The 25,729-nt window shown below is 66.2% G+C and carries 21 protein-coding genes; 9 read left to right on the plus strand and 12 right to left on the minus strand.

The genetic code is table 11. The features are described from left to right. Positions 1–48: 48 nt before the first annotated feature. The 5 genes from B447_RS10880 to B447_RS10900 all read right to left on the minus strand — a co-directional run bounded on the left by B447_RS10880 (position 49) and on the right by B447_RS10900 (position 4,709). Complete coding sequence (locus B447_RS10880; RefSeq protein WP_002931296.1) at positions 49–1,182, minus strand: acyl-CoA dehydrogenase; 1,134 nt, start codon at positions 1,180–1,182, stop codon at positions 49–51. An 81-nt stretch (positions 1,183–1,263) separates the two neighbouring features. Next, positions 1,264–2,472, minus strand: coding sequence for an acetyl-CoA C-acetyltransferase (locus B447_RS10885; RefSeq protein ID WP_002939774.1), 1,209 nt, complete (start codon positions 2,470–2,472; stop codon positions 1,264–1,266). 43 nt (positions 2,473–2,515) lie between these two features. Beyond that, a complete protein-coding gene (gene can / locus B447_RS10890; protein WP_002931298.1) occupies positions 2,516–3,658 on the minus strand; it encodes a carbonate dehydratase in 1,143 nt (380 codons plus the stop codon). Positions 3,659–3,706: 48 nt separating this feature from the next. Next, on the minus strand, positions 3,707–4,174 hold the full coding sequence (locus B447_RS10895; protein WP_198291784.1) for a PaaI family thioesterase: 468 nt from the start codon (positions 4,172–4,174) through the stop codon (positions 3,707–3,709). 91 nt (positions 4,175–4,265) lie between these two features. Beyond that, positions 4,266–4,709, minus strand: a complete 444-nt coding sequence (locus B447_RS10900; protein ID WP_002931301.1) for a MerR family transcriptional regulator — start codon at positions 4,707–4,709, stop codon at positions 4,266–4,268. A 170-nt stretch (positions 4,710–4,879) separates the two neighbouring features. On the opposite strand from B447_RS10900, the gene B447_RS10905 reads away from it, so the two are divergent. Genes B447_RS10905 through B447_RS10915 form a run of 3 tightly spaced genes read left to right on the plus strand, consistent with a single transcriptional unit; the run spans position 4,880 to position 8,248 of the window. After that, a complete protein-coding gene (locus tag B447_RS10905; protein WP_002939776.1) occupies positions 4,880–5,893 on the plus strand; it encodes an MBL fold metallo-hydrolase in 1,014 nt (337 codons plus the stop codon). A 33-nt stretch (positions 5,894–5,926) separates the two neighbouring features. Continuing rightward, entirely contained in the window at positions 5,927–7,750 is a 1,824-nt protein-coding gene (gene phaC / locus B447_RS10910; RefSeq protein WP_002939779.1) for a class I poly(R)-hydroxyalkanoic acid synthase, read from the plus strand. Between the two features lie 60 nt (positions 7,751–7,810). Next, the gene (locus tag B447_RS10915) at positions 7,811–8,248 is read left to right on the plus strand and encodes a putative toxin-antitoxin system toxin component, PIN family (protein ID WP_002931307.1); all 438 of its coding nucleotides are present in this window, start codon (positions 7,811–7,813) and stop codon (positions 8,246–8,248) included. On the opposite strand, the gene B447_RS10920 is transcribed toward B447_RS10915, so the two are convergent. Continuing rightward, a complete protein-coding gene (locus B447_RS10920) occupies positions 8,226–9,062 on the minus strand; it encodes a helical backbone metal receptor (RefSeq protein WP_002939781.1) in 837 nt (278 codons plus the stop codon). The genes B447_RS10915 and B447_RS10920 overlap by 23 nt on opposite strands. 266 nt (positions 9,063–9,328) lie before the next feature. On the opposite strand from B447_RS10920, the gene B447_RS10925 reads away from it, so the two are divergent. Both B447_RS10925 and B447_RS10930 read left to right on the plus strand, forming a co-directional pair. Beyond that, positions 9,329–10,297, plus strand: a complete 969-nt coding sequence (locus B447_RS10925; protein ID WP_002939783.1) for a TAXI family TRAP transporter solute-binding subunit — start codon at positions 9,329–9,331, stop codon at positions 10,295–10,297. 111 nt (positions 10,298–10,408) lie between these two features. Next, positions 10,409–13,015, plus strand: coding sequence for a TRAP transporter permease (locus B447_RS10930; protein WP_002939785.1), 2,607 nt, complete (start codon positions 10,409–10,411; stop codon positions 13,013–13,015). Positions 13,016–13,020: 5 nt separating this feature from the next. On the opposite strand, the gene B447_RS10935 is transcribed toward B447_RS10930, so the two are convergent. The 4 genes from B447_RS10935 to argS form a co-directional block, all read right to left on the minus strand. Next, a complete protein-coding gene (locus B447_RS10935) occupies positions 13,021–13,542 on the minus strand; it encodes a PilZ domain-containing protein (RefSeq protein WP_002939792.1) in 522 nt (173 codons plus the stop codon). Continuing rightward, the gene (locus B447_RS10940) at positions 13,539–14,171 is read right to left on the minus strand and encodes a thiol:disulfide interchange protein DsbA/DsbL (protein ID WP_002931313.1); all 633 of its coding nucleotides are present in this window, start codon (positions 14,169–14,171) and stop codon (positions 13,539–13,541) included. Before B447_RS10940 ends, B447_RS10935 begins: the two co-directional genes overlap by 4 nt. Before the next feature lie 74 nt (positions 14,172–14,245). Then, positions 14,246–14,839, minus strand: a complete 594-nt coding sequence (locus B447_RS10945; protein ID WP_002931314.1) for an SPOR domain-containing protein — start codon at positions 14,837–14,839, stop codon at positions 14,246–14,248. Between the two features lie 16 nt (positions 14,840–14,855). Beyond that, a complete protein-coding gene (gene argS, locus B447_RS10950; protein ID WP_002939794.1) occupies positions 14,856–16,619 on the minus strand; it encodes an arginine--tRNA ligase in 1,764 nt (587 codons plus the stop codon). A gap of 170 nt (positions 16,620–16,789) precedes the next feature. Between argS and ubiB the strand changes: the two genes are divergently transcribed. The 4 genes from ubiB (at position 16,790) to B447_RS10970 (ending at position 23,957) form a co-directional block, all read left to right on the plus strand. After that, a complete protein-coding gene (gene ubiB, locus B447_RS10955; RefSeq protein ID WP_002939797.1) occupies positions 16,790–18,319 on the plus strand; it encodes a ubiquinone biosynthesis regulatory protein kinase UbiB in 1,530 nt (509 codons plus the stop codon). A 104-nt stretch (positions 18,320–18,423) separates the two neighbouring features. Beyond that, positions 18,424–20,643, plus strand: a complete 2,220-nt coding sequence (gene rocD, locus B447_RS22985; protein WP_002939798.1) for an ornithine--oxo-acid transaminase — start codon at positions 18,424–18,426, stop codon at positions 20,641–20,643. Positions 20,644–20,764: 121 nt separating this feature from the next. Continuing rightward, positions 20,765–22,225 (plus strand): sodium:solute symporter family protein, encoded by a 1,461-nt coding sequence (locus tag B447_RS10965; RefSeq protein WP_002939799.1) that lies wholly within the window; start codon positions 20,765–20,767, stop codon positions 22,223–22,225. Positions 22,226–22,271: 46 nt separating this feature from the next. Beyond that, positions 22,272–23,957, plus strand: coding sequence for a hypothetical protein (locus B447_RS10970; protein ID WP_002939800.1), 1,686 nt, complete (start codon positions 22,272–22,274; stop codon positions 23,955–23,957). Between the two features lie 24 nt (positions 23,958–23,981). On the opposite strand, the gene B447_RS10975 is transcribed toward B447_RS10970, so the two are convergent. Both B447_RS10975 and pomA read right to left on the minus strand, forming a co-directional pair. Then, entirely contained in the window at positions 23,982–24,875 is an 894-nt protein-coding gene (locus B447_RS10975) for a flagellar motor protein MotB (protein ID WP_002931340.1), read from the minus strand. Between the two features lie 10 nt (positions 24,876–24,885). Continuing rightward, positions 24,886–25,644, minus strand: a complete 759-nt coding sequence (gene pomA, locus B447_RS10980) for a flagellar motor protein PomA (protein ID WP_002931341.1) — start codon at positions 25,642–25,644, stop codon at positions 24,886–24,888. Positions 25,645–25,729: the final 85 nt, after the last annotated feature.

The raw sequence follows: 25,729 nt of genomic DNA on the forward strand, positions 1-25,729 counted from the left end.
CCCCCCCCCCCCCCCCCCCCCCGCTCCGCGCCGCCGACGGCGCCGCGATCAGCTCGTCAGCGCGCGCCCGATCACCAGCTTCTGGATGTCGCTCGCACCTTCGTAGATCTGGCACACGCGCACGTCGCGGTAGATGCGCTCGACCGGGAAGTCGGTGACGTAGCCATAGCCGCCGTGCACCTGGATGGCATCCGAGCAGACGCGCTCGGCCATCTCGGAGGCGAACAGCTTGGCCATCGAAGCCTCCTTGAGGCAGGGGCGACCGGCGTCCTTGAGGGTGGCGGCGTGCCACACGAGCTGGCGCGCGGCTTCGAGCTGAGTCGCCATGTCGGCGAGGCGGAAGTTGACCGCCTGGTGCTCGAAGATCGGCTTGCCGAAGCTCTCGCGCTCCTGCGCATACTTGACCGCCGCCTCGAGCGCGGCGCGCGCCATGCCCAGGCACTGCGCGGCGATGCCGATGCGGCCGGCCTCTAGGTTGGAGAGCGCAATCTTGTAGCCCTCGCCTTCGGCGCCGATCACCGAGTCGGCCGGGACGCGGCAGTTCTCGAACAGGATCTGGGTGGTGTCGGAAGCCTTCTGGCCCATCTTCTCCTCGATGCGGCCGACCTGGTAGCCAGGCGCATCAGCCGGCACCAGGAAGCAGGTGATGCCCTTCTTGCCGGCGCTCTTGTCGGTCACCGCGAACACGATGGCGACATCGGCATGCTTGCCGGTGGTGATGAACTGCTTGACGCCGTTGAGCACCCATTCGTTGCCTTCGCGGACCGCGCTGGTGCGGATCGCCGAGGCATCGGAGCCGACATGCGGCTCGGTAAGGCAGAAGCAGCCGAGCTTCTCGCCACGGGCGAGCGGCTTCAACCAGGCCTCCTTCTGCGCATCGTTGCCGAAGCGGTTGATGATCCCGCAGGGCAGCGAGTTCTGCACGCTGACGATGGTCGAGGTGGCGCCGTCGCCAGCCGCGATCTCTTCCAGCGTCAGCACCAGGCTCATGTAGTCCATGCCGGCGCCGCCCCACTCTTCGGGCACCACCATGCCGAGCGCGCCGAGTTCAGCGAGCTCATTCAGCGCCTCGCGCGGGAAGGTGTGGTTGCGGTCCCATTCGGCGGCGAAGGGGGCCAGGCGCTCCTGCGCAAAGGCGCGCATCGAGTCGCGGATGAGTTCCTGTTCCGGGGTAAGAATCATTGCACTGCTGTCCTTGTAGAAATCTCTGCTGGGAGCGCAGCAGGGCCACCTCGTGGGCGTCCCCACTGCCGTCGTTCGGAATCAGCCGCAGGCCACCGCGGTATCGACCTCGATCGCCATCGCCGTGGCCTCGCCACCGCCGATGCACAGGCTGGCCACACCGCGCTTGAGGCCGCGCTTGCGCAGCGCGCCGATCAGCGTGACCAGGATGCGCGCACCCGAGGCGCCGATCGGGTGACCGAGCGAGCAGGCGCCGCCGTTCACGTTGACCTTGTCGTGCGGCAGCTTCATCTCGTGCATCGCGGCCATGGTGACGACCGCGAAGGCTTCGTTGATTTCCCACAGGTCGACGTCGTCGGTGCTCCAGCCGGCCTTCGCCAGCACCTTCTGCATCGCGCCCACCGGCGCGGTGGTGAACCACTGCGGCTCCTGCGCATGAGTGGCATGGCCAACGATGGTGGCGACCGGCTTGAGGCCGAGCTTGTCGGCGGTGGACCGCCGCATCAGCACGAGGGCGGCGGCACCGTCGGAGATCGAGCTCGAGTTGGCCGGGGTCACCGTGCCGTCCTTCTTGAATGCGGGCTTGAGGCCCGGGATCTTGTCGATCTGCGCCTTCAGCGGCTGCTCGTCCTTGTCGACGAGGACATCGCCCTTGCGGCCTGGCACGGTGACCGGTGCCACCTCCCAGGTGAAGTCTCCGTTGTTGATTGCTGCCTGGGCACGGGTGGTCGAGGCGATTGCGAACTCGTCCTGGGCCTGACGGCTGAAGCTGAAGTGGCTGGCGCAGTCCTCTGCAAAGGTGCCCATCAGGCGCCCCTTGTTTTCCTTCGAGTAGCTGTCTTCCAGACCGTCGAGGAACATGTGGTCGAACATCTGACCATGGCCGAGGCGGTAGCCGCCACGCGCCTTCGCCAGCAGGTAGGGGGCGTTGGACATCGACTCCATGCCGCCGGCGACCATCACCTCGTTGCTGCCGGCGAGGATGAGATCGTGTGCCAGCATGGTGGCCTTCATGCCCGAACCGCACACCTTGTTGATGGTGGTGCAGCCGGCCGACAGCGGCAGCCCTGCACCGAGCACGGCCTGGCGGGCGGGCGCCTGACCGAGGCCGGCAGGCAGCACGCAACCCATGATCACTTCCTGTACCTGCTCGGGTGCCAGGCGGGCGCGCTCCACCGCCGCCTTGATGGCGATAGCGCCGAGCTGCGGCGTGGTCAGGCTGGACAGCTCGCCCTGGAAGCCGCCCAGCGGCGTGCGGGCGACGGACACGATGACGACGGGATCGGACATGCAGTTCTCCTGTTGAGGCTGTTCGAATGAAGTGTGGATAGGCTCAGCTACCGAGCGTCTCGAGCGCTGCCATGTAGCGCGGCAGCAGGTCTTCGCGACGACTGACGTTGAGGCCGAGATCTCGGATCAGGCCGTCCTTGAGGCCGTAGATCCAGCCGTGGACGGTGAGTGGCTGGCCGCGTTGCCAGGCGTCCTGCACCACCACGGTCTGGGCAACGTTGAGCACCTGCTCGAGCACGTTGAGCTCGCACAGGCGGTCGTGGCGCAGTTCGGGCGGCAAGGCGTTGACCTCGTCCAGATGGCGGACGTGGACGTCCTGCACGTGCCGCAGCCAGAGGTCGACGAGGCCGACGCGGGCACGCTCGAGCGCGGCCTTGACGCCGCCGCAGCCATAGTGGCCGACGACCATGATGTGCTTGACCTTGAGCACATCGACCGCGTACTGGACCACGGCAAGGCAGTTGAGGTCGGTATGCACCACCACATTGGCGACATTGCGATGGACGAAGACCTCGCCCGGCAGCAAGCCGACGATCTGGTTTGCCGGCACACGCGAATCGGAACAGCCGATCCACAGATAGTCCGGCGTCTGCAGATGCGACAGCTTCTCGAAGAAGCCAGGGTCGAGTTGCTGTACCTGACGTGACCAGGCCTGGTTGTAGTCGAAGAGGTGGAACAGGTTCTCGTTGCGGACCTCGTCCTCGGACCAGGTGGCAAGGTCGAGGGCGAGAAAGATCGTGCCTTCGATCGGTGAGGGGTAATAGGCAGGCGCCTCGGTGAAGCCGAGCTCGCGGTAAAGCTTCAGCGCAATGCGCATCGCCGGCTGGGTGTCGAGCAGGATGCGCCGGTAGCCCAAGGATTGGGCCGCCTTGATCGCCTCCATCGCGAGCTGGCGGCCAAGGCCATGACCACGCGCATCGGGATCGACATAGAGCCGCTTCATCTCGCACACACCCTCCGAGAAGCGGCGAACGCCTACGCAACCGGCCGGCCGGCCATCGAGCTCGGCGTAGAACAGCCGGCCATCGGCTTCTCCATACGCCCCGGGCAGGTTGGCAACCTCGTCAGCAAAGCCCTGGTAGCTCAGGTCAACGCCCAGCCACGCCGCATAGTTGCGGAAAAACTGGCGGACATGGCCGATTTCGACGGTATCCGACGCGCCGAGTGCGATGATGCGACTGCTCATTCAACTTTCCCCCTGGGTTTCTTCAGGCGGCGCTACGCCCGGCTGCCCTCAGCCGGATCGCTCGCTCTTGCCCTGCATGGCCATGATGGTCTGCTGCATGATCGCGCACAAGGTCCATTGCTCGTCACGGATGGCGAACACCTCGGCACGCGTGATGATCAGCGTGCGGCCCGGCTTGATCACCTCACCGCGTGCTACCAGGCGCTGGCCGTCTGCAGGGGCAACGAGGTTGAGCTTGTACTCAACGGTGAGCACGCTGGTATCAGCGGGGGTCAGTGTGTTGGCGGCATAGCCCGCGGCCGAATCGGCGATCATGCCGACCACCCCGCCATGGATATAGCCGTGCTGCTGCGAGATCTCGGCCTTGAACGGCAGATGGATCTCGGTGTAGCCGGGCTCGACGATCGCCAGCTCTGCACCGATCAGCTGCATTGCCTGCTGCAGGCCAAAGCTGGCACGCACACGCGCAGCGTAGCCCGGGTCCTTGGGCTGGAACTGGGGCATCTCCGGTCTCATGCGTCACCTCTTCAGTCGATTGGGGGCTCTTTCCCGAGCTTGACGTTTACGTTAACGTAAACTGCAGCGCAAAAAAAGCGGGCGAGCGCTTTCAGCTCACGCTTGCCCGCTGGATGCGACGCGCGAGTTCGGCGCGTGCAGCGGCGGCGCCCTCCGCGTTGTCGCCGAGCAATGCCTGGCACTGCTGCTCAAGCATGTCGATTTCGTCCAGCACAGCCTCGATGTCCTTGCGCTGCTGCTCGAGTGCTGCGCGGCGCACAGTAAGTACGCCCAGAAAGCGCTGCAGCTGCGTGCTCGAGTTGCGCACGCCGCCGTACATGTCGAGCAGTTCGCGGATCTCGGCAAGCGAGAGGCCGAGCCGCTTGCCGCGCAAGGTGAGCTTGAGACGGGTGCGATCGGCCTTTGTATAGACACGCGCCCGGCCTGCGCGAGCCGGGGTCAACAAACCCTGGTCCTCGTAGAATCGGATGGCACGCGGGGTGATGTCGAACTCGCGCGCAAGTTCGGTGATGGAATAGGTTTCTTCGTTACCCATGTTCAGTTATGCCCGCGGCGCAGGCAACAGCTGCGCAGACCGACATCAAACCCTTGTTTTGTCTGAAAATAACAACACAATCGCAAAAGTTAAACAGATTCCTGGCCATTCTTCAATCGGCACCCACCGGCCACGCCCCCGACCACAACCTGAGCGCAAGAACGCGAACCATGCTTAGCTACCCGATCGACCAACTTCCCGACGCCGGCCACACGCTCGAAATTGCACCCGGCGTGTGCTGGGTACGCATGAAGCTGCCCTTCGCCCTCGATCATATCAACCTGTGGCTGCTCGATGACGGCGACGCGCTCACCGTCATCGACTGCGGCTACGGACAGGACGACACGCGTGCCGCATGGACGGCGATCTTCGCTGCCGACCCGCGCCCGGTGCGCAGGGTGATCGTCACCCACCACCACCCCGACCACCTCGGCCTCGCGACCTGGCTGGCGGCGCGCGATGGTGCCACGATCCACATGACACAGGGGGAATTCCTCGCCGCCCACGCCATCTGGCATCAGCTGCCGGGCTACTGTGTACCGGACATGGTCGCTCAGTTCCGCCGCCATGGCCTCGACGCAGCACGGCTCGAAGCCCTTGGCGCACGTGGCAACGCCTACCGGCGCGGCGTGCCCGAACTGCCCGGCACGTTCAGCCGGTTGTTCGCCGGCAGCGAGCTGCAGATCGGCGGCCACAACTGGCGTGTCATCGTCGGCCACGGTCATGCCCCGGAACATGCGAGCCTGCACTGTGCCGAGCTCGGGATCCTGATCTCAGGCGACATGCTGCTGCCGCGCATCTCGACCAACATCAGCGTCTACGCCGCTACGCCCGACGACGACCCGCTGGGCTGGTTCATCGACTCGCTACGGGCACTATGCACATTGCCCGAATACACGCTCGTGCTACCATCGCACGGCAAACCTTTCAAGGGCATCAGGGTCCGCGTGGACCAGCTCATCGAGCATCACCGCGAGCGCTGTGGCGCGCTGCTCAATGCTTGCAGCACGCCCAGCAGCGCGGGCGACCTGCTCGGGACGCTGTTTCCCCGCGAACTCGATACCCATCAGGTCATGTTCGCCATGGGGGAGGCCATTGCCCACCTCAACCATCTCGAGAGGCAGGGAGCACTCTCGAGAGAGGTCGATGCGAGCGGCCTGGTCCGCTTCACCACTTGCCGTTAGCCCGCCCCGCGCGACCACAGGAGCCCAAACAACATGGCTGCACCCAGCAACGACCCCCAGAAGGCAGAACTGCCCGATCCGCAAGAAGTCGCCAAGACCTACGCCGAGGTGGCGCGCCGCGCCTCGCACCTGATCAGCGACCATGTGCAACGCCAGCTCAAGAAAGGCGTCTCTGCGCCAGCCGACGAGCTCGGCATCGCCCAAGCCTTCATGGACATGATGGCCAAGCTGCTGTCGAACCCCTACAAGCTCGCCCAGGCGCAGATGAACCTGGTGTGGGACTACTTCTCGCTGTGGCAGCACTCGATGATGCGCTTCGCCGGCCTCAATGCCGCGCCGGTCGCCGCACCCGAGAAGTCCGACAAGCGTTTCAAGGACGAGGAGTGGGAACAGCACTTCCTGTTCGATTTCATCAAGCAGTCCTACCTCATCGCCGCCCGTCACATCCATGACACGGTGAGCTGTGTCGATGGTCTCGACGACCAGACGCAGAAGAAGGTCAACTTCTACACCCGCCAGTACATCGATGCCCTGTCGCCGTCGAACTTCGCGATGACCAACCCCGAGGTCTTCCGCGAAACGGTCAAGAGCCACGGCCAGAACCTGCTCAAGGGCCTCAACAACCTGCTGCGCGACGTCGAGGACGGCGGCGGCAACCTGCGCGTGAAGATGACCGACACCACGGCTTTCGAGCTGGGCAAGAACGTCGCCACCACGCCGGGCAAGGTCGTGTTCCAGACCGAGATGATGCAGCTGCTGCAGTACACGCCGAGCACCGACAAGGTGCTCAAGAAGCCGCTGCTGATCGTTCCGCCCTGGATCAACAAGTTCTACATTCTCGACCTGCGCGAGAAGAACTCCTACATCAAGTGGGCGGTGGACCAGGGCCATACCGTATTCGTGATCTCCTGGGTCAACCCGGACGAGCGCCTGGCCGAGAAGAGCTTCGACGCCTATGTGCAGGAAGGCGTCGTGGCCGCACTCGAAGCCATCGAGAAGCAGACCGGCGAGAAGGAAGTCAACGCCGCCGGCTACTGCCTGGGCGGCACCCTGCTCGCCACCACCCTGGCCTACCTTGCCGGCAAGCGCCAGAAGCGTATCGCCTCGGCGACCTTCTTCACCACGATGACCGATTTCACCGATCCGGGCGAGCTCGGCGTGTTCATCGACGAAGGCCAGGTCACCAGCCTCGAGAAGAAGATGTTCGAGCGCGGCTATCTGGAAGGTTCGGAGATGGCCGGCACCTTCAATATGCTGCGCGCCAACGACCTCATCTGGTCCTTCGTGGTCAATAACTACCTGATGGGCAAGGACCCCTTCCCGTTCGATCTGCTGTACTGGAACTCCGACTCCACGCGCATGCCGGCGACCATGCACAGCTTCTACCTGCGCAGGATGTACATGGAGAACCGCCTCATCGAGCCGGGCGGCATCGAGATCGACGGCGTGCCGATCGACCTCGGCAAGATCAAGGTGCCGTGCTACTTCATCTCCACGATCGAAGACCACATCGCACCGTGGAAGAGCACCTACATGGGTGCGCGCCGCTTCGGTGGCCCGGTGCGCTTCGTGCTCGGCGGTTCCGGCCACATTGCCGGCATCGTCAACCCGCCTGCCGCCAACAAGTACGGCTACTGGATCAACCCGGCTGCCAAGCTGGCCGAAACCGCGGACGCCTGGTTCGAAGGCACGCAGCAGCACCCGGGCTCCTGGTGGACCGACTGGCAAGCCTGGGTCACGTCGCATGACGGCGAACAGGTCGAGGCGCGCGATCCGGCCAAGGGCAAGATCAAGCCGATCGAGGACGCTCCTGGCAGCTTCGTGAAGATCCGCGTGGACGCCAAGGCTGCCGCCTGAGCCTTGCCTAGCCACTCCGGGGAGGGGGAACCCTCCCCTTTTTCGTTGACGATCGACCCGATGACGCATCCAGACGTCCGCCTGGTACTCGACACCAATACCGTGCTCGCACTGTGGATGTTCCGCGACCCAGCGCTCGCCGCGCTGCGCGACTGGATCGAACGCAGCCGGCCGCCTCTGCTGGCGTGTGCAGACACGCTCGGCGAGTTGCGTGCCGTGCTCGGCTACGCCCAGTTCGGCCAGGGCCTCGAGGCCCGCGAAGCACTGCTGTCGGCCTACCGCGGACGGATTCGCGAGATCGCGATGCCGCCTGCCCCGACACTGCCGGCCTGCAAGGATCCCGATGACCAGAAGTTCCTCGAACTGGCCGTGGGCGCCGGCGCGACCCACCTGCTCACGCGCGACCGCGCACTGCTGAAGATGGCGCGCAGGCGCGGTATCTCCGGCCTTCTCGCCATCGTCACGCCCGAGGCGTTCAGCCGCCAGCTCGCTCCCTGAGGCTGCGGCGAAGGGCACACAGGTAGCGCAGCCCCTCCGCGGCCCGACTGCCGTACCAGGAAACCATCTCGCCGTCGACGAGCTGCGCCGGGAGGGCGGACAGACCGGCAACTTCGGTCACATGCAGGTCGCGAAACCTGTAGGGCTCGCTCGACAGCAGCACGCGCTCCACCTGCGCGAGCCAGGGCTCACCCCACTCGAAGGCGGGGTAGCGCGCTGCGCCCTGCGCACCGCCATGGCGCGCCGGCAGGGTCTCCCAACCGACCTCGGCGAGCGTCGCCGCGATATAGGTGTCACGCGCCACCGTCATCCACGGCTCGCGCCAGATCAGATAAAGAACGCGCTCATCATCGAGCTCCGCACGCAGCGCAGCAGCCTCGTCGAGGGCTGCGCGCAACTCGGCGGCAAGCAGCGCTGCACGCTGCGCGGCCGAGAACACCCCGCCCAGCAGATCGAAGAGGCGCAAGTTGTCCTGCGGGGAGCAGGGATGCGTGACGACGATGTGGGGCACGAAGGCGGCAAGCTCGTCCACCGTCTCACGCCTGTTCTCGTCGATGTTGACCAGCACATGGGTGGGCTCGAGCTCGCGAATTCGCTCCAGCCGGACGTCCTTGGTGCCCCCTACTTTCGGCACCGCACGCAGCGCTTCGCGCGGGTGCACACAGAACCCCGTGCGACCGACCACTTGCCCGCCAAGGCCGAGCGCAAACAGCAGCTCGGTGAGCGAGGGCACCAGCGACACGATGCGCGCACCACCGTCCGCCCGTTCATGGCGCTGCCCGCCATCGTCGTCCCAAGCCTCCCTCCTCGTCACTCCTGGCTGCTGTGCAATCAACGTATGTCCTCCACATCCGGCAGCGCATTGTAGTACGCCTCAAAGCGCGCTCCACTGCGCCCTGCGGGAAACCCGACTAGCGCCGAAACGCAGGTTGTGAAAAGCTGTCGGCTCTTGCGTTGGCCGATCGACAGCCTGTCACGCCATGATCTGGTGTCCTGCCGCGCACGCCCTCGTGACGGACACCCCCTGCACGTACGGGCGACCACGCTCTCACCCTCGTTGACACGACCCAGGAGGAATCCATGAAGAAACTGACCGCCATTGCCGCTGCCTTTGCCCTCGTCGGCACCCTCGGTGCCGCACCGGCCCAGGCGCAGCAGAAGTTCGTCACCATCGGCACCGGTGGGGTCACAGGCGTCTATTACGCCGCAGGCGGCGCAATCTGCCGTCTGATCAACAAGGACCGCGCCCAGCACGGCCTGCGCTGCTCGGTGGAGAGCACCGGCGGCTCGGTATACAACGTAAACACCATCAAGACTGGCGAGCTCGACTTCGGCGTCGCCCAGTCCGACGTGCAGTTCAACGCCATCAACGGCAAGGCACAGTTCGCCGAAGGTGGCGCCGTGTCCGACCTGCGCGCGGTGTTCTCGCTGCATCCTGAGCCGCTCACCATCCTCGCCCGCAAGGAAGCCGGTGTCGCGAAGATGGAAGACTTCAAGGGCAAGCGTTTCAACGTCGGCAACCCGGGGTCGGGTCAACGCGCCACGATGGACATGCTGCTGCCCGCGATCGGCATGTCGACCTCGGACTTCTCGCTGGTGTCCGAGCTGCGCCCGGATGAGCATGGCTCGGCGCTGTGCGACAACAAGATCGACGGCTTTGCCTTCGTTGTCGGCCACCCGGCGGCGAACATCCAGGACGTGACCACGACCTGCGGCGCCAAGCTGGTGTCGATCACCGGAGCCGGCGTGGACAAGCTTGTGGCTGAGCACCCCTATTTCGCCAAGGTCTCGATTCCGGGCGGGATGTACGCCAACAACCCCGATCCGGCTGAAACCTTCGGCGTGGTGGCGAGCTTCGTGACCTCGGCCAAGGTACCGGCTGACACCGTCTACACGATGGTCAAGGCCGTGTTCGAGAACTTCGAGGATTTCAAGAAGCTGCACCCTGCCTTCGCCAACCTCGATCCCGCGCACATGATCAAGGACGGCCTGTCGGCCCCGCTGCATGAGGGTGCGGTGAAGTACTACAAGGAGAAGGGCTGGATGTAAGTCCGCCGGCCGGCACCCTTCGGGCGGTGCCGGATGCTCTTCAGACAACGGCGGCGGGCGCCCAGCCCCCCGCCGTTGTCGTCTCCGATCCGACTTCGAGGGGCGCTGCTCATGACCCGCAAAAATGACAACAAGGACAACTTCGAGCTGTCCGACGAAGAACTGCAGAAAATCGTTGCCGAAGCCGATACCGGCGGACGCAAGCCCACCGGCCTGACCGCCAACGTGCTGCTCGTGGTGGCGCTGGCATGGTCGCTGTTCCAGCTCTGGATTGCCTCGCCGCTGCCCTTCTCGCTAGGCGTGTTCGTGTTCAACGACACCGAGGCACGTGCAATCCATCTCGCCTTCGCCGTGTTCCTGGCCTTTGCTGCCTACCCCGCGCTCAAGCGCTCGCCACGCGACCGCGTGCCGATCCAGGACTGGATCCTCGCCGGCGCAGGGGCCTACTGTGCGGCCTACCTGTTCCTGTTCTACCGCGAGCTGTCGACCCGCCCCGGCCTGCCCACCGACATGGACATTGCCACCGCCGTGGTCGGCCTCACCCTGCTGCTCGAGGCCGCGCGCCGCGCACTTGGCCTGCCGATGGTGATCCTCGCCGTCGTGTTCCTGTGCTACATCTTCTTCGGCCCGTACATGCCCGACGTGATCGCCCACCGCGGCGCCTCGCTGGCCAAGGGCATGAGCCACATGTGGCTGACCACCGAGGGCGTGTTCGGCGTGGCACTCGGCGTGTCGACCAGCTTCATCTTCCTGTTCGTGCTGTTCGGTGCGCTGCTCGAGACCGCAGGCGCGGGCGCCTACTTCATCAAGTCGGCGATCGCGCTTCTCGGCCACATGCGCGGCGGTCCGGCCAAGGCCGCCGTGGTCGCATCGGCCAGCACCGGCCTGATCTCCGGCTCGTCGATCGCCAACGTGGTCACCACCGGCACCTTCACGATCCCGCTCATGAAGAGCGTGGGCTACCGTGCCGACAAGGCGGCGTCGGTCGAGGTCGCCTCCTCGGTCAACGGCCAGATCATGCCCCCGGTGATGGGCGCCGCGGCCTTCCTCATGGTCGAGTACGTCGGCATCACCTACGTGCAGGTGATGAAGCACGCCATCCTGCCCGCGCTGATCTCTTACATCGCGCTGTTCTACATCGTGCACCTCGAGGCCCTGAAGATGGACCTGAAGGGCCTGCCGCGACGCGAGCCGCTGCCCTGGCAGAAGGCGGTGATCACGACGCTGATGACCTTCTCCGGGCTGGTGATCCTGTCCGCGGTAATCTACTGGGGCTTTGGCTGGATCAAGGACCTCTTTGGCGACGGCGCCTTCATCGTGGTCGGCGTGCTGATGCTCATTGCCTACATCTTCATTGTCCGCCATGGCGCGAAGTACCCCGAACTGCACCTCGAGAAGCCGGGCGAGACCATGGAGTACCTGCCCGAGATCGGCCCCACGCTCAAGTCCGGCCTGCACTTCCTGCTGCCGGTAGCAGCGCTGATCTGGAACCTGATGGTCGAGCAGCTCTCGCCCGCGCTGTCGGCATTCTGGGCGACGCTGTTCCTGATGTTCATTCTCGTCACCCAGCGCCCGCTGTTCGCGTTGTTCCGCGGCACCGGTGCGCTCGGCGCCGCAACCCGCCAGGGCTTCCACGACCTGCTGTCGGGTCTGGTCACCGGCGCGCGCAACATGATCGGCATCGGCATCGCCACCGCCACCGCAGGCGTGATCGTCGGCACAGTGACCCTGACCGGGATCGGCCTGGCGATGACGGAGCTGGTCGAGGTACTCTCGGGCGGCAACCTGATGATCATGCTGGTGCTGGTCGCAGTCATCTGCCTGATCCTCGGCATGGGGCTGCCGACCACGGCGAACTACATCGTGGTGTCGTCGCTGATGGCGCCGGTGATCGTCGAGCTGGGGGCGCAGAGCGGGCTGCTGGTGCCGCTGATCGCGGTGCACATGTTCGTGTTCTACTTCGGTCTGATGGCCGACGTGACGCCGCCTGTGGGCCTGGCCTCTTATGCCGCGGCCGGCATCGCCAAGAGCGACCCGATACGCACCGGCCTCACCGCATTCGGCTACAGCCTGCGCACCGCAGTACTGCCCTTCATGTTCATCTTCAACACGCAATTGCTGCTGATCGGCATCGACAGCAGCTTCCAGCTCGTGCTGACGATCGTCACCGCCACGGTGGCAAGCATGATGTTCGCCGCGGCGACCCAGGGCTTCTTCATCGCCAGGAACCGCATCCACGAGACCATCCTGCTGTTGCTGGTCACCTTCACCCTGTTCCGGCCCGGGTTCTGGATGGACATGCTCTATCCGCCCTACGACGAGGTCGCGCCAACCGAGCTCAGCCGGTTGGTGGAGGAGGCACCGCGCAACGGCAAGCTGCGGATATGGATCGAAGGCATGAGCCTGGAAGGCCGCGACATCTCCAAGGGTGTGCTGCTGCCGCTGGGCGAGCGCGGCCCGGCACGCGAACGGCTCAACGCGATGGGCCTGACCGTGATGTCCCTTGGCGACGATGTCCAGATTGCCGCGGTGCGCTTCGGCAGCCAGGCGGAGAAGCTGGGCCTCGAGCAGGGCTTCACCATCACGACGATCGAGCTGCCCGCGGGTGAGCGCCCCGCCAAGGAGTGGATGTTCGTCCCGGCCTTCGTGCTCCTGGGCCTGGTCTATGCAATGCAGAAACCCAGACAGCGGCGCCGGGAAACCGAAGCCGAGGCCTGAGCCCGCTACGCAGAAAGGCCGCCCCTCCGGTTGGAGCGGGCGGCCTTTTCATGTGCAGTAAGCGCGGGCGCTGAGATCAGCGAAGGGCCATCGACGATTGCCGCCGCATCCTTCTCGGTGATGCGCACGCTTGCGTTCATGATGACCAGGGCGATCAGCCAGTCGTGCAGGCGCTCACGATCCTCGCCCTCGAGCGCAACGAAGCGGCAACCCGCCTGCGCCGTCGCGGCGATGCAATTGACGACCTGGGCGCGCCCCCTGATCAGATCAGGCACCCCCTCTCGATGCAGCACGAAGCCGAACAAGGCCCCCTCGGCCAAGCCGGCTTCGGCACCGACCGAGAAGCCCTCGACCGAGATGTCGCGCAAGGCCCGGCGGCCCAGGCCGTCGATATCGACCCAGAAGCAGGGCTCGCCACGGCGCAGCGCAAGGAAGCGCTGGATGCGCCTGCGCTCGCCGCTGTCCTCGCCGGACTCACCCGCCGACGGCTGAGCGGGACTGGGCACGCCCGACTGGACGACGCTCATTTACCCTTGCGCTCCTCGCGCACACGGGCGATGAGCTGGTCGGTCACCTTGAGCGTATTGACGTGGCTGCCACTGAGCGAGGCAGACGTCACATATGTGCCATCGATGACCACGGTGGGAACACCCTGGACCTTCATCGCCCGCGCGAGCTGGTCCGCGCGCTGCACCAGCGAATTCACCCCGAAGGACTTGTAGGCATCCATGAACTTGGCCGGGTCGGCCACCTTGCCACTCACCCACTCACGCACCTGCTCCTCGGTAAACAGCGGGCGCTTTTCCTCCTGAACGGCCACGAACACCGCACCGTGAATGGCGTCGAGCTGACCTGACACCTCGGCCGCGTAGTAAAGGCGCGCAAGCCCGGTGAGCTGCGCGTTGTTCCAGATCGCCGGCACTGCGCGGAAGGAAACGTCCTCGGGGAGCTTCTTTTTCCAGTCGCTGATCAGCGGATCGAAATCACGGCAGTGCGGGCAGCCGTAGTGGAAGAACTCGACGACCTCGATCTTGCTCGGATCATCCCCCTTCTGCGGCGGATTCAACACGGTGAACGGGCTCTGCGCCCAGCTCACGGATGCGGTCGGCAAGGCAAGGGCGAGGGCGCTGAGTTTGAGTGCATCACGACGATTCATGCTGTGCTCCGTTGGCTGTCAGGTCAATCAGACGCTGCGGTGTGCCGGGTGTTCCCGGCCGCCACATCTGGAGATCAAGGGTTGCCGCGGCTTACCGAGGCATTGAAGCCGGCCTCGGCCAGACGCGCGCGCATCGGGTTCATGTCTTCCGGGCGCGCGAAGGGGCCGATCCGGACCCGATGCACCACCCGCCCATCTTCGAGCTGGGCGCGCTGGGCGCTGGCCTGGATGCCGGACAGGGCCAAGCGGGCCTTCAGATTGTCGGCCTCGCTCGGATTCTCGAATGCTCCGACCTGCAGGTACAGACGCTCGACCGGTCGCGCGACTGCATCCTCGACCGGCGCCTGGAGGGTCGGCGGGGTGGTCGGGGTCGGGGCCTGGGCCGGCACGTTCTCACCCTGCGGGAGGATGCGGTAGAACTCGAAATCCTGCTTGACCACCGGGCGATCGCCCGGCTTGCCCGGCAAGGCGGCGGGGCCGTTGTCGGGCGCCTGCACGCGCGGCGCGACCGGCGCGGGCTGGAAAGGGTTGGCACGGGTGAAGTACCAGGCGGCACCGGCTGCGATCAGCGCACCGAAGACCAAGCCGATGAAAATGCCGATCAGCGTCCCGCCGGCGCTCCTGGCCGGCGCGCGGGCGGCACGCGCCGGCTTGCGGTCTCGACTCACGATTGCGCTCCCCGCATCACATCGACTCGGGCGCGGACACGCCCAGCATCTTCAGGCCGGTGACGAGCACCTGGCGCACCGCGGCGGCAAGCGCCAGGCGGGCGAGCTTGAGCGCCTCGTCCTCGACCAGCATGCGCTCGGCGTTGTACCAGCTGTGGAAGTCGGCAGCGAGATCCTTGAGGTAGAAGGCGATCTGGTGCGGTGCGTAGTCCGCAGCCGCGTTCTGCACCAGCTCGGGGAAGCTCGCCAGACGGGCGCACAGGGCAAGCTCACGCTCGTTCTGCAGCAGGCCGAGATCGGCCGCGGCCAGTTCGACCGCCTCGCCACCCCACTGGTTGAGCACCGAGCACACCCGGGCATGGGCGTACTGCACGTAGTACACCGGATTCTCGTTGCTCTGGCTCTTGGCAAGATCGAGGTCGAAATCCAGGTGCTGATCGGACTTGCGCAGCACGTAGAAGAAGCGGCAGGCGTCGTTGCCGACTTCGCGGCGCAGCTCGCGCAGGGTGACGAACTCACCCGAGCGGGTGGACATCGAGGTCTTCTGGCCGTTGCGGTACAGCACTGCGAACTGCACCAGCGCCACCTCGAGCTTCTCGGGCGGCAGGCCGAGCGCGGCGATGGCGCCCTTCACGCGCGGGATGTAACCATGGTGGTCGGCGCCCCAGATGTCGATGATGCGGTCGAAGCCACGCTCGTACTTGTTGAGGTGGTAGGCGATGTCCGAGGCGAAGTAGGTGTAGAGGCCATTTTCGCGCTGCACGACGCGGTCCTTCTCGTCGCCGAAGGCAGTGGAGCGAAACCACTTGGCACCGTCCTGCAGGTAGATGTGGCCCTGCTGCTCGAGCTGGGTCACCGCGCGCTCGACCAGGCCGGTGTCGAACAGGCTCTGCTCGGAGAACCACTTGTCGAAACGCACGCCGAATTCCTGAAGGTCCTCGCGGCCGTCGCCGAGTTGCTCGTTGAGCGCGAAGCCATGCACCCAGGGGTAATCCTCGCCGAGCAGTTTCTTGGCGTTGGCGATCAGCGCATCGAGGTGTTCCTCGCGCTGCTGCTTGGCCTCGTCGTCCTTGCGCTCAGCCGGCGGCAAGCCGGGGGTGCCGGCGAGGATCTGCTCGGCGCTGACCCTGGCGAAGCGATCCTGATGCGCGTCGCGCATCTCACGGCCCATGTCGATCACGTAGTCGCCCTGGTAGGCATTCGGCGGGAACGGAATCTCGATACCGAAGAAAGCCAGGTAGCGCAGCCAGGTCGACAGCGCCAGGATGTCCATCTGGCGTCCGGCGTCGTTGACGTAATACTCGCGGGTGACGTCATAGCCGGCAAACGCCAGCACGTCCGACAACGAGGCGCCGTAGGCCGCACCGCGGCCGTGGCCGACATGAAGCGGGCCGGTCGGGTTGGCGGAGACGAATTCGACCTGCACCTTGACGCCCTTGACGTCGCCACGGCCAAACCCCGCGCCCTTGCCAAGCACCTCGCGCACGACCGCTGTCTTGGCGCTTGCGGCCAGGGTGAAGTTGATGAAACCGGCTCCGGCAACCTCCGCCTTCTCGACCAGCTTCGAGGCCGGAAGCTCGGCGAGCAGCAGACCAGCGAGCTCGCGCGGATTGCGTTTGAGCGGCTTGGCCAGTTGCAGCGCGAGGTTGGTGGCGAAATCACCGTGGCTCGCCTGCTTCGGGCGCTCCAGCAGGATGGGCGTATCGACCAGGTCGGGCGCCACGCTCTTCAGCGCGGTCTTGAGCAGGTCGGTCAACAGGACTTTGGGGTCGGCGCTCATGGCACTCGGGATGGATTCGAAACGCGCGATTATAGCGGAAGGCAGCCTCGGGCCCGGTCGAGGATGTGAGCGCAGATTGCGCGCCGTGGCAGGCGTCACGCACAGGCGGCGTTCCCCCGCCGTCGCTTTCCGGCTAAAGTCCCGGGTTTGCGTCTGCCCGGCTTCCCAACGTGCGCCTCTTCCGCCTCGCCAAGATCGTCTCCGTGAGCCTGCGCTTCGGCCTCGACCGCATGGTCCTCGACGCCGACAGCAGCGGACGCCTTGCACGCATATGGCATACGATCTTCTTCTGGCGGACGTTTTCCCAGCCGCGCGGCGCACGCCTTCGCCAGGCGCTCGAGTCGCTGGGACCGATCTTCGTCAAGTTCGGCCAGATGCTGTCCACCCGGCGCGACCTGCTGCCCCCCGACCTCGCCGACGAGCTGGCGCTGCTGCAGGACCGCGTCCCCCCTTTCCCCACCGAGCAGGCGCTGGCGGTACTGGAAGGCTTCTACGGCAAACCGATCGACGAGGTCTTCGACGACTTCGAGCGAACCCCGGTCGCCTCTGCCTCGGTGGCGCAAGTGCACTTCGCCCGCCTGCCCGACGGCACCGAGGTCGCCGTCAAGGTGTTGCGCCCCGGCATCGAGCGCGTGATCGAGCACGATCTTGCGCTGCTCGAGGTCGCTGCCGTGCTGCTCGAGAAGATCTGGCCCGAGGGCCGTCGCCTGAAGCCGCGCGAGGTCGTCGCCGAGTTCAGCAAGTACCTGCACGACGAACTCGACCTGATGCGCGAAGCCGCCAACTGCTCGCAACTGCGGCGCAACTTCACGGAGTCCTCGCTGCTCATCGTGCCCGAAGTGCATTGGGACTGGTGCGGCAGCAAGGTCATGGTGATGGAGCGCATGCGCGGCGTGCCGATCTCGCAGACGCCCGCGCTGCTCGCCCAGGGCACCGACCTGTCGGCGCTGTCGCGCGCCGGCGTGGAGATCTTCTTCACCCAGGTGTTCCGCGACGGCTTCTTCCATGCCGACATGCACCCGGGCAACATCTTCGTGCACCGCGACGGGCGCTACATCGCGCTCGACTTCGGCATCATGGGCACGCTCAACGAGGTGGACAAGAACTACCTCGCCACCAACTTCCTCGCCTTCTTCAAGCGCGACTACCGGCGCGTGGCGCTTGCCCACATCGAAGCCGGCTGGGTGCCGGCGAAGACGCGCGTGGACGAGTTCGAGGCCGCGATCCGCACCGTGTGCGAGCCGATCTTCGACAAGCCGCTCAAGGACATCTCCTTCGGCAAGACCCTGCTGCGCCTGTTCCAGACCGCACGCCGTTTCGAGATGGAAGTGCAGCCCCAGCTCGTGCTGCTGCAGAAGACCCTGCTCAACATCGAAGGCCTCGGCCGCCAGCTCGACCCCGAGCTCGACCTGTGGAAGACCGCCAAGCCCTTCCTGGAGCGCTGGATGGATGAGCGCATGGGCATGCGTGCGCTGGTGCGCGGCGTCAAGGAAGAAGCACCGGCCTGGGCCGGCACGCTGCCGCAGCTGCCTCGCCTGGTGCACCATGCGCTGACCGAATCCGGCCGCCAGCAGAGCGCGCAACAGCAGCGCCTGGACGACCTGGCAGCCGGCCAGCGCCGGCTCACCCGCCTGCTGCTGCTGGTCGGCGCGGTCGCAGCCACCCTGCTCGGCCTCGAGCTGCATCGCCTGCTGGGCTGAGCCGAGCGGAGGCTGAACGAATCGGGCGCCCCCGCATCCAACTCATGCACACATGATTCGGCCCGCCGCGTGCGGGCGCGACCAGGATGCATGGAGGTGCCGTAATGACGACGACACGCATGGATGGCATGGCGCCGCACGTACCTCACTCGATGATCCGGGTGATCGGCGCCGCGAGCGCGCTCGGCGCCCCTGCCCCAGGTACGGCGGCCAGCCCCGACAGTCTGCAAAGCGGTGGCCTTTGCGCCCATCTGCACGCAATCGGACTCGGCGTCGACTGGCTCGAGACCCTGCGCCCCCTCGCTGCCGGCGTACCTGCACAGGCGGCAGCTCAGACAGGAGCCGATCCGGCAAGCACTGCCGAGAACACGGAAGTCGCCGACATGGCCCGGCGCCTCGACGACAATGGCCGCTTTGCCCGTCGCCTCGCCGACCATGTGGCAGCAGTGCCACCCGGCAGCTTCCCGCTCGTGCTCGGTGGTGACCATGCAATCGCCGCAGGCACCTGGCGAGGCGTAGGCCGACGCTGCGGACGCTCCCCCGGGCTGCTGTGGATCGACGCCCACCTCGACAGCCACACCGACACCAGCACCCACTCCGGCAACATCCACGGCATGCCTCTGGCTGCGCTGCTGGGGGTCGGCCACCCGCAACTGTGCGACATCCCCGGGCCGACGCTGGATCCCGCGCGCACCTGCGTGCTCGGCGCACGCGCCTGGGAGGCCGAGGAGCGCGACCTGCTCAGGCGTCTGGGCGTGCGCATCTTCGACATGGAGGAGATTGCGCAGCGCGGTCTGGCGGCCGTGTTCTGCGATGCACTGAGCATCGTGCGCGCAGACGAGCAGGCGGGCTTCGGCGTCAGCCTCGACCTCGACGCCCTCGATCCGGGCCATTTCCCGGCGGTGAGCTGCCCCGAGCCCGGCGGCCTGGCACCCCGTGCGCTCACCGACTGCCTGTTCAGTCTGCGCGCCTGCGCCGACTTCATCGCGCTGGAGATCGTCGAATACCGTCCCGAACTGGATGCCGACGGCAGCGGCATGCGCTGGGTACGCGAGCTTGCCGCTGCTGCGCTCGGCCCATCGACCGCCTGGCTGCGCGAGAAGGAACGCCGCTACGGCGCCGCCAATTACGCCCCGCTCCCCGCCGTGTTCCAGCGTGGCGAGGGCGTCTGGCTGTGGGACACCGACGGCCGGCGTTACCTTGACATGATGAGCGCCTACTCGGCAGTGAGCTTCGGCCACAGCCACCCGCGCCTGGTCCAGGCCCTGACCGAGCAGGCCCAGCGCCTGGCGCTGACCTCGCGCGCCTTCTCCAGCGACCGTCTGCCGGTCTTCCTCGAGCGCCTGTGCGCGACCTTCGGCTATGAGCGCGCCCTGCCCGTCAATACCGGCCTGGAAGCCGTGGAGACGGCCTTGAAGGCGGCACGCAAATGGGGCTACCAGGTCAAGGGCATCGCCCCCGGAAAGGCCCGCATCATCGCCTGCGATGGCAACTTCCATGGCCGCTCCATCGCCATCGTCGGACTCTCCTCCAATGCGCACTATCGCGCCGGCTTCGGCCCCTTCCCGCCGGGGCTCGAGCGCATCCCCTTCGGCGACGCCGACGCCCTCGAAGCGGCAATCACCCCCGACACTGCTGCCTTTCTGGTCGAGCCGATCCAGGGCGAGGGCGGCATCGTGGTGCCGCCGGCTGGCTACCTGTCCCGATGCGCCGAGATCTGCCGCCGGCACAAGGTGTTGCTGATCGCCGACGAGGTGCAGACCGGCCTCGGCCGTACCGGGCGCCTGCTCGCCTGCGACCACGAGGGCGTGCGTGCCGACGGACTCATCCTGGGCAAGGCCCTGGGCGGCGGACTGCTGCCGGTATCGGCCTTCCTTGCCGATCGCGCGCTCATGGACGTGTTCGGCCCCGGCGACCATGGCTCGACCTTCGGCGGCAACCCATTGGCAGCGGCCGTAGGCACCGAAGTGCTGGCGCTGCTCGAACAGCTCCGGCCCTGGGAGCGCGCCGAGCGGCTCGGCACACACCTGATCCAGTCCCTGCGCGACGCGGACCTGCCCGGCGTGCGCGCGATCCGTGGCCGGGGCCTGCTGGTCGGGGTCGCCTTCGAGCCGAACTTCGCCGACGCCGGCGCCATTGCCGAGCGCCTGCTCGCACACGCCATCGCCACTCGCGACACCAACGGCAACGTGCTGCGCCTGGCGCCACCGCTGATCATCGACGAGGAGACGCTGGAGCAGGCGATCACCACCATCGTGACCACGCTGCGTGCGTTCGCGGCGAAACGGACACGGCTCGCCGACAGCGTTGCAGATCTGCAATGAAGCAGGCGTGTTCGCGCACGGATCGACCACATTCGCCCCCCATCGCAACGCCTCCTGTTGCTAAACTCGCGCCTGTTTTTCCAACCGTGCGCGTGCGTGCGCCTCAACGAAGGGCTCCCTGATGCTGCTCTGGCTTGTCGTCGCCTATCTGGTCATTTCCATCGGCATCGGACTGTATGCCGCCACCCGGGTACACAATGCGCGCGACTACATCACTGCGGGTCGCAACCTGCCGATGTACATCGTGCTGGCGATGGTGTTCGCAACCTGGTTCGGCGCCGAGACCGTGCTCGGCATCTCGGCCACCTTCCTGGACGAAGGCTTCCGTGGGCTGATCTCCGACCCACTGGGCGCGGCAGCCTGCCTGGTCCTGTTCGGCCTCATCTTCGCCCGCCCGCTCTACCGCATGAACCTGCTCACGCTGGGCGACTTCTTCCGCATGCGCTACAACCGCACGACCGAGCTCGTGCTGTCGATCTGCATCGTGCTGTCCTACCTTGGCTGGGTAGCGGCGCAGATCACCGCGCTCGGACTGGTGTTCAATGTATTGTCGAACGACGTCGTGAGCATGAACGAGGGCATGCTGATCGGCGCCGCCGTCGTGCTGGTCTATACCTTGTTCGGCGGCATGTGGTCGGTGGCACTGACCACCTTCGTGCAGATGATCGTGATCGTGATCGGCCTGGTGTGGGTCACCTGGCTTGCCGGCGACAAGGCTGGCGGCTTCGAACTCGTCATCGCCAAGGCCGCGGCCGAGGGCAAGTTCGAGTGGCTGCCTTCGCTCGACCTCATCGACATGATCGCCTGGTTCGCTGCCTTCGCCACCATGGCGCTGGGCTCGATCCCGCAGCAGGACGTCTTCCAGCGTGTCAACTCGTCGAAGAACGAGCGCGTCGCCGTATGGGGTACCACACTGGGGGGGGTGAGCTACTTCTTCTTTGCTGCGGTGCCGCTGTTCCTCGCCTATACCGCCAACATCATCGACCCCGGCATGGTCGAGCGCCTGATGGAGCAGGACTCGCAGCTCATCCTGCCCACGCTGATCCTCCAGCACATGCCCTTCTTCGCCCAGGTGATCTTCTTCGGCGCCCTGCTGTCGGTGATCATGAGCACCGCCTCGGGCACCCTGCTCGCGCCCTCGGTGACCTTCTCCGAGAACGTGCTGCGCGGCTTCATCCCGGGCATGAGCGACCGCGCCTTCCTGTTCAGCACGCGGGTCACCGTGGTGGTGTTCACCGTCCTCGTGACCTGGTACGCCACCACCACAGAGGCCACCATCCACCACATGGTCGAGAGCGCCTATCGCGTGACGCTAGCCGGCGCTTTCGTGCCCCTGGCCGCCGGCCTGTTCTGGAAGCGCGCCAACAACCTGGGGGCAGCGCTGGCCATCATCCTCGGCCTGTCGACCTGGCTACTGCTGGAGATCTTCGTCACCGAGGGCGACGTCGAGCCCCAGCTCTACGGCCTGGCGGCAAGCGCGCTCGGCATGCTGGTCGGCGGCCTGATCGGACCCAAGACGCACCACAGGCCGCAGGTCGGTGGTCATCGCGCCGCCGCAGGCACCTACCACACCGCGCGTTGACCCCACGGCCAGCGCGTCCTGAGGCCAGGCCAAGGGGGCGGCAGTCATGAATGGCACGGCCAAGGGGCTGGACTACTGGCGGCGCGAACTGGCCGCCGTGCGCATGCCTGTGCTGTCGACAGCACAGGCGCTCGAGACCCTGCTCGACCCCGGGATCGGCATGGACACGCTGCGCACCATGCTGCACGGCGACATCCCGCTTGCGCTCGAGGTCATCTTGCTCGCCGCCCGCGAACCGCGCATCGACGGCGAGGTGCAAGGCCTTCAGCATGCGCTCAACATGCTTGGCGTCGACAAGGTCCAGGCCCTGGCCAGACGGTGTGCTGACCAGGGCCTGGATGCAAGCGCCGCTGCCCGGCACGAGGCGGTACGGGCGATGGCAACGAGCCAGTTCGGCCGTGTCCTGCAGGCCGACTGGGCGCACCACCACGGCGGCGAGCATGCCGAGTATCTCGAATGGCTGACGCTGTTGCTCGGCGTGGCGCGCTGGAAGCTCCCCCTCGCCGCCCCCGAACTGCACCAGGAGATCGAAGTGCGCGCCGCGGCCGGCGAGCGGCGTGCGCGGGTGGAGGAGGCTCTGCTGGGCTGCTCCCCCGTCGAACTGAACGCTGCCCACCTGCAGGATCTTGGCCTGCCGGCGAGCCCGGCGCTGACGACGATCATGGACAGGGCGGGCACCATGCTTGCGCACGCGGGCCGCTACGCCTGGCAAGGGGGCATGGCCCCCGAGCTGCCGATCGCACTCGCCCGCTATCTGCACCAGCGCGGCGCGGATGCCGTCCTTGCCCACCTCATCGCCTGGGCGACACATGACAACTGGTATGGTGGCCACACCACGACACTGCTGCACGCTGCGTCGGCGATGACGAACCTGCCGCTCGACGAAATCGTCGCAAGCACGCGTCGCGTCGCAGTACGCATCAGCCATGCCGCTGCGTTCATCGACCATCGCCCGGTCGCATGCGAGCGCTTTTTCTGGCCGCCACCGCCACCGCGCAGCCCCGGCGCGCAGATGCCCGCAAGCCGAGCGCCCGCGCGACCGGCTGACAGCGACGCGCACACTGACGGATGGCATGCTCGCTCACAACACGCCGGCGACGACCGCACCCGACTGGTGACAACGAGGCTAGAAGGCGAGACACAGGCCGACGAGCCTTCAAGCGCAGCACCCAAGGCGACGCAGCCCAAGGCCCATGGCGGCATCGGCGGTGAGCCTGTCACCGAGATCATCGAGGCCTTCATGCAGAACTGCCAGCACGGCCGCTATCGCGACCTGCGCGCGTTCTTTGCGGACACGGCGCACACGCTTGAGCAAGGCCTTGGCCTTGCGCGCTGCCTGCTGTTCCTGAAAGCCTCTGCCGCAGACCGCCTGAGCTGCTACTTCGCCTACGGTTTTGCCCCCGAGGACAATGCGAAAGCCCTCTGGGTGCCTGCGGGTGACGACAACCTGCTCGCACGCCTGTTCCGCCACGCGGCGGGATCTACCTGCATCGACCGCACACGGCTCGCGGCCGGTCGCCGCCAACTCCCCGAGGTCCTGCGCGCGCATGTGCGGCCGGCGGGCTTCCTGCTTGGCGCCATCCACCTCGGTGATCGTCCGGTTGGCGTGATCTGGGCCGACGGCGGCGACGCCGACCCCGTGCTCGACGCCAACCGCCATGCGGAATTCAAGCACATGATTCGCCACTTTGGCGCCGAGTTCACCCGTCTGACTCAGGCCCTGCGGCGCTGAGCCCGGCCTCGGAGGGCCATAGGGCTATTCCGCCTGCCAGCCCATGAAGGGCAGCAACTCGGAATGGCCGCCACCGATCAGCTGGCGCGCCCGGTTCTCCAGCACCTCGATCGGCCCGGACATGTCGATCACGATCTCGACCCGCCGGTTCTGCGCGCGTAGGGCTGCCGATGTGTTCTCGACCCGCGGACGCGTCTCTGCAAAGCCATGCACACGCAGCCGTCCCGGCGCAACGGTGCCGGTCGCGAGCAGCGCGTTCGCCACTGATGACGCGCGCGCTGCCGACAGATCCCAGTTGGAGCGGAAACGCGCAGTGCTGATCGGGATGTCGTCGGTATGACCCTCGATCGCGATCTCCCCCGGGATATCGGCCAGCGACTCGCCGATCCTGCGCGCCACGTCGGCAAATGCCGGCGCGAGGTCAGCCGAGCCGGACGGAAAGGCGCCGCGCTCCTCGATACGGATGACGATGCGCTTCTTCTCCTCGTCGAGCTGGAGCGTGCCCTGGCCGAGCTCCTTCTCGAGCGTCTTGCGCAACTCGTCGGCACTCTTGCTGACCTGGCGCTCGGACACCTCGCGCACCATCGCCTCGTTGCTCGCGTTGGAGGTGTAGGTCTTGAGCTTGGGATCCTCCTTGGAGGTCTCCTGCCGCACGGTATCTATCGGGGTGGGCTTGGGCGGCCCCGGCGAGAACTTGTCGAAGATCGGCGTCGTCCCCATCGGCGACTCGATCGCCGGCACATCGCGCTGCACACCGAAGGCCTTGGTGAGCTCGCCGGCGATCTGCTTGAACTTCATCGCATCCATCTCGGCAAACGAGAGCAGGAGCACGAAAAAACACATGAGCAGCGACATCAGGTCGGCAAATGTCATCACCCAGGCGGGGATGCCGGCCTTCTCCTCCTCGGGCATGTCCATGTGCGCGCCCTCAGCCGCCTTCGGACTTGCGCTTGGCGGGCGGCAGGTAGCTCGTGAGCAGGGTCTCGATCACGCGCGGATTGGTGCCGTTCTGGATCGCCGAGATCGCATCGATGAGCATCGCGTTGAGGCGTGCCTCCTCGGTCATGCGCAGGTTGAGCTTGTCCGCCATGGGCAGGAAGATCATCGTTGCCATCATCGCGCCATACAGCGTGGTCAGCAGCGCCACCGCCATCGCCGGGCCGATCGACTTCGGGTCTTCCATGTTCGACAGCATCTGCACCAGGCCGATGAGGGTCCCGATCATGCCCATCGCCGGGCCGACGTCACCCATGGCGCTGAACACCTTTGCCCCCCAGCGATGGCGCTCGAGCGTGAGAAGGCGCTCCTTCTGCAGGATCTCGCGCACCGTCTCGGGTGCCTGGCCGTCGATCATGAGCTGGATGCCCTGCTGGAAGAAAGGGATGGAAGAGGGCCGGCTCTCGAGCGCCAGCATGCCCTCCTTGCGCGCCACCTGCGCAACCTCCATCACCTCCTTGATGACCTCCTCGGTGTCGGGCAGGCGGAACTTGAACGCCTTCGCCGCCACCTTGAACGCGCCGAGGAACTGCTGCAGCGTGAACTTGCTGAGTACGACGAACAGGCTGCCGCCGACAACGATGAGCAAGGATGGTCCATTGAGGAAGATCATTGCCGACGCACCGAGCACGATGGCCGAGACGACGATGCCCAGCGAGCCCAGCAGCCCAATCAGTGTTGCAAGATCCACGCACGCTCCATTGCGTTGAGCACACCGATGCTCGCCTGCACCACTTCGTGCAGACGCCATCGCGGCCGAATGTCATTGGCCCGAA

Source organism: Thauera sp. 27 (assembly GCF_000310125.2).
Lineage (GTDB): Bacteria > Pseudomonadota > Gammaproteobacteria > Burkholderiales > Rhodocyclaceae > Thauera > Thauera mechernichensis.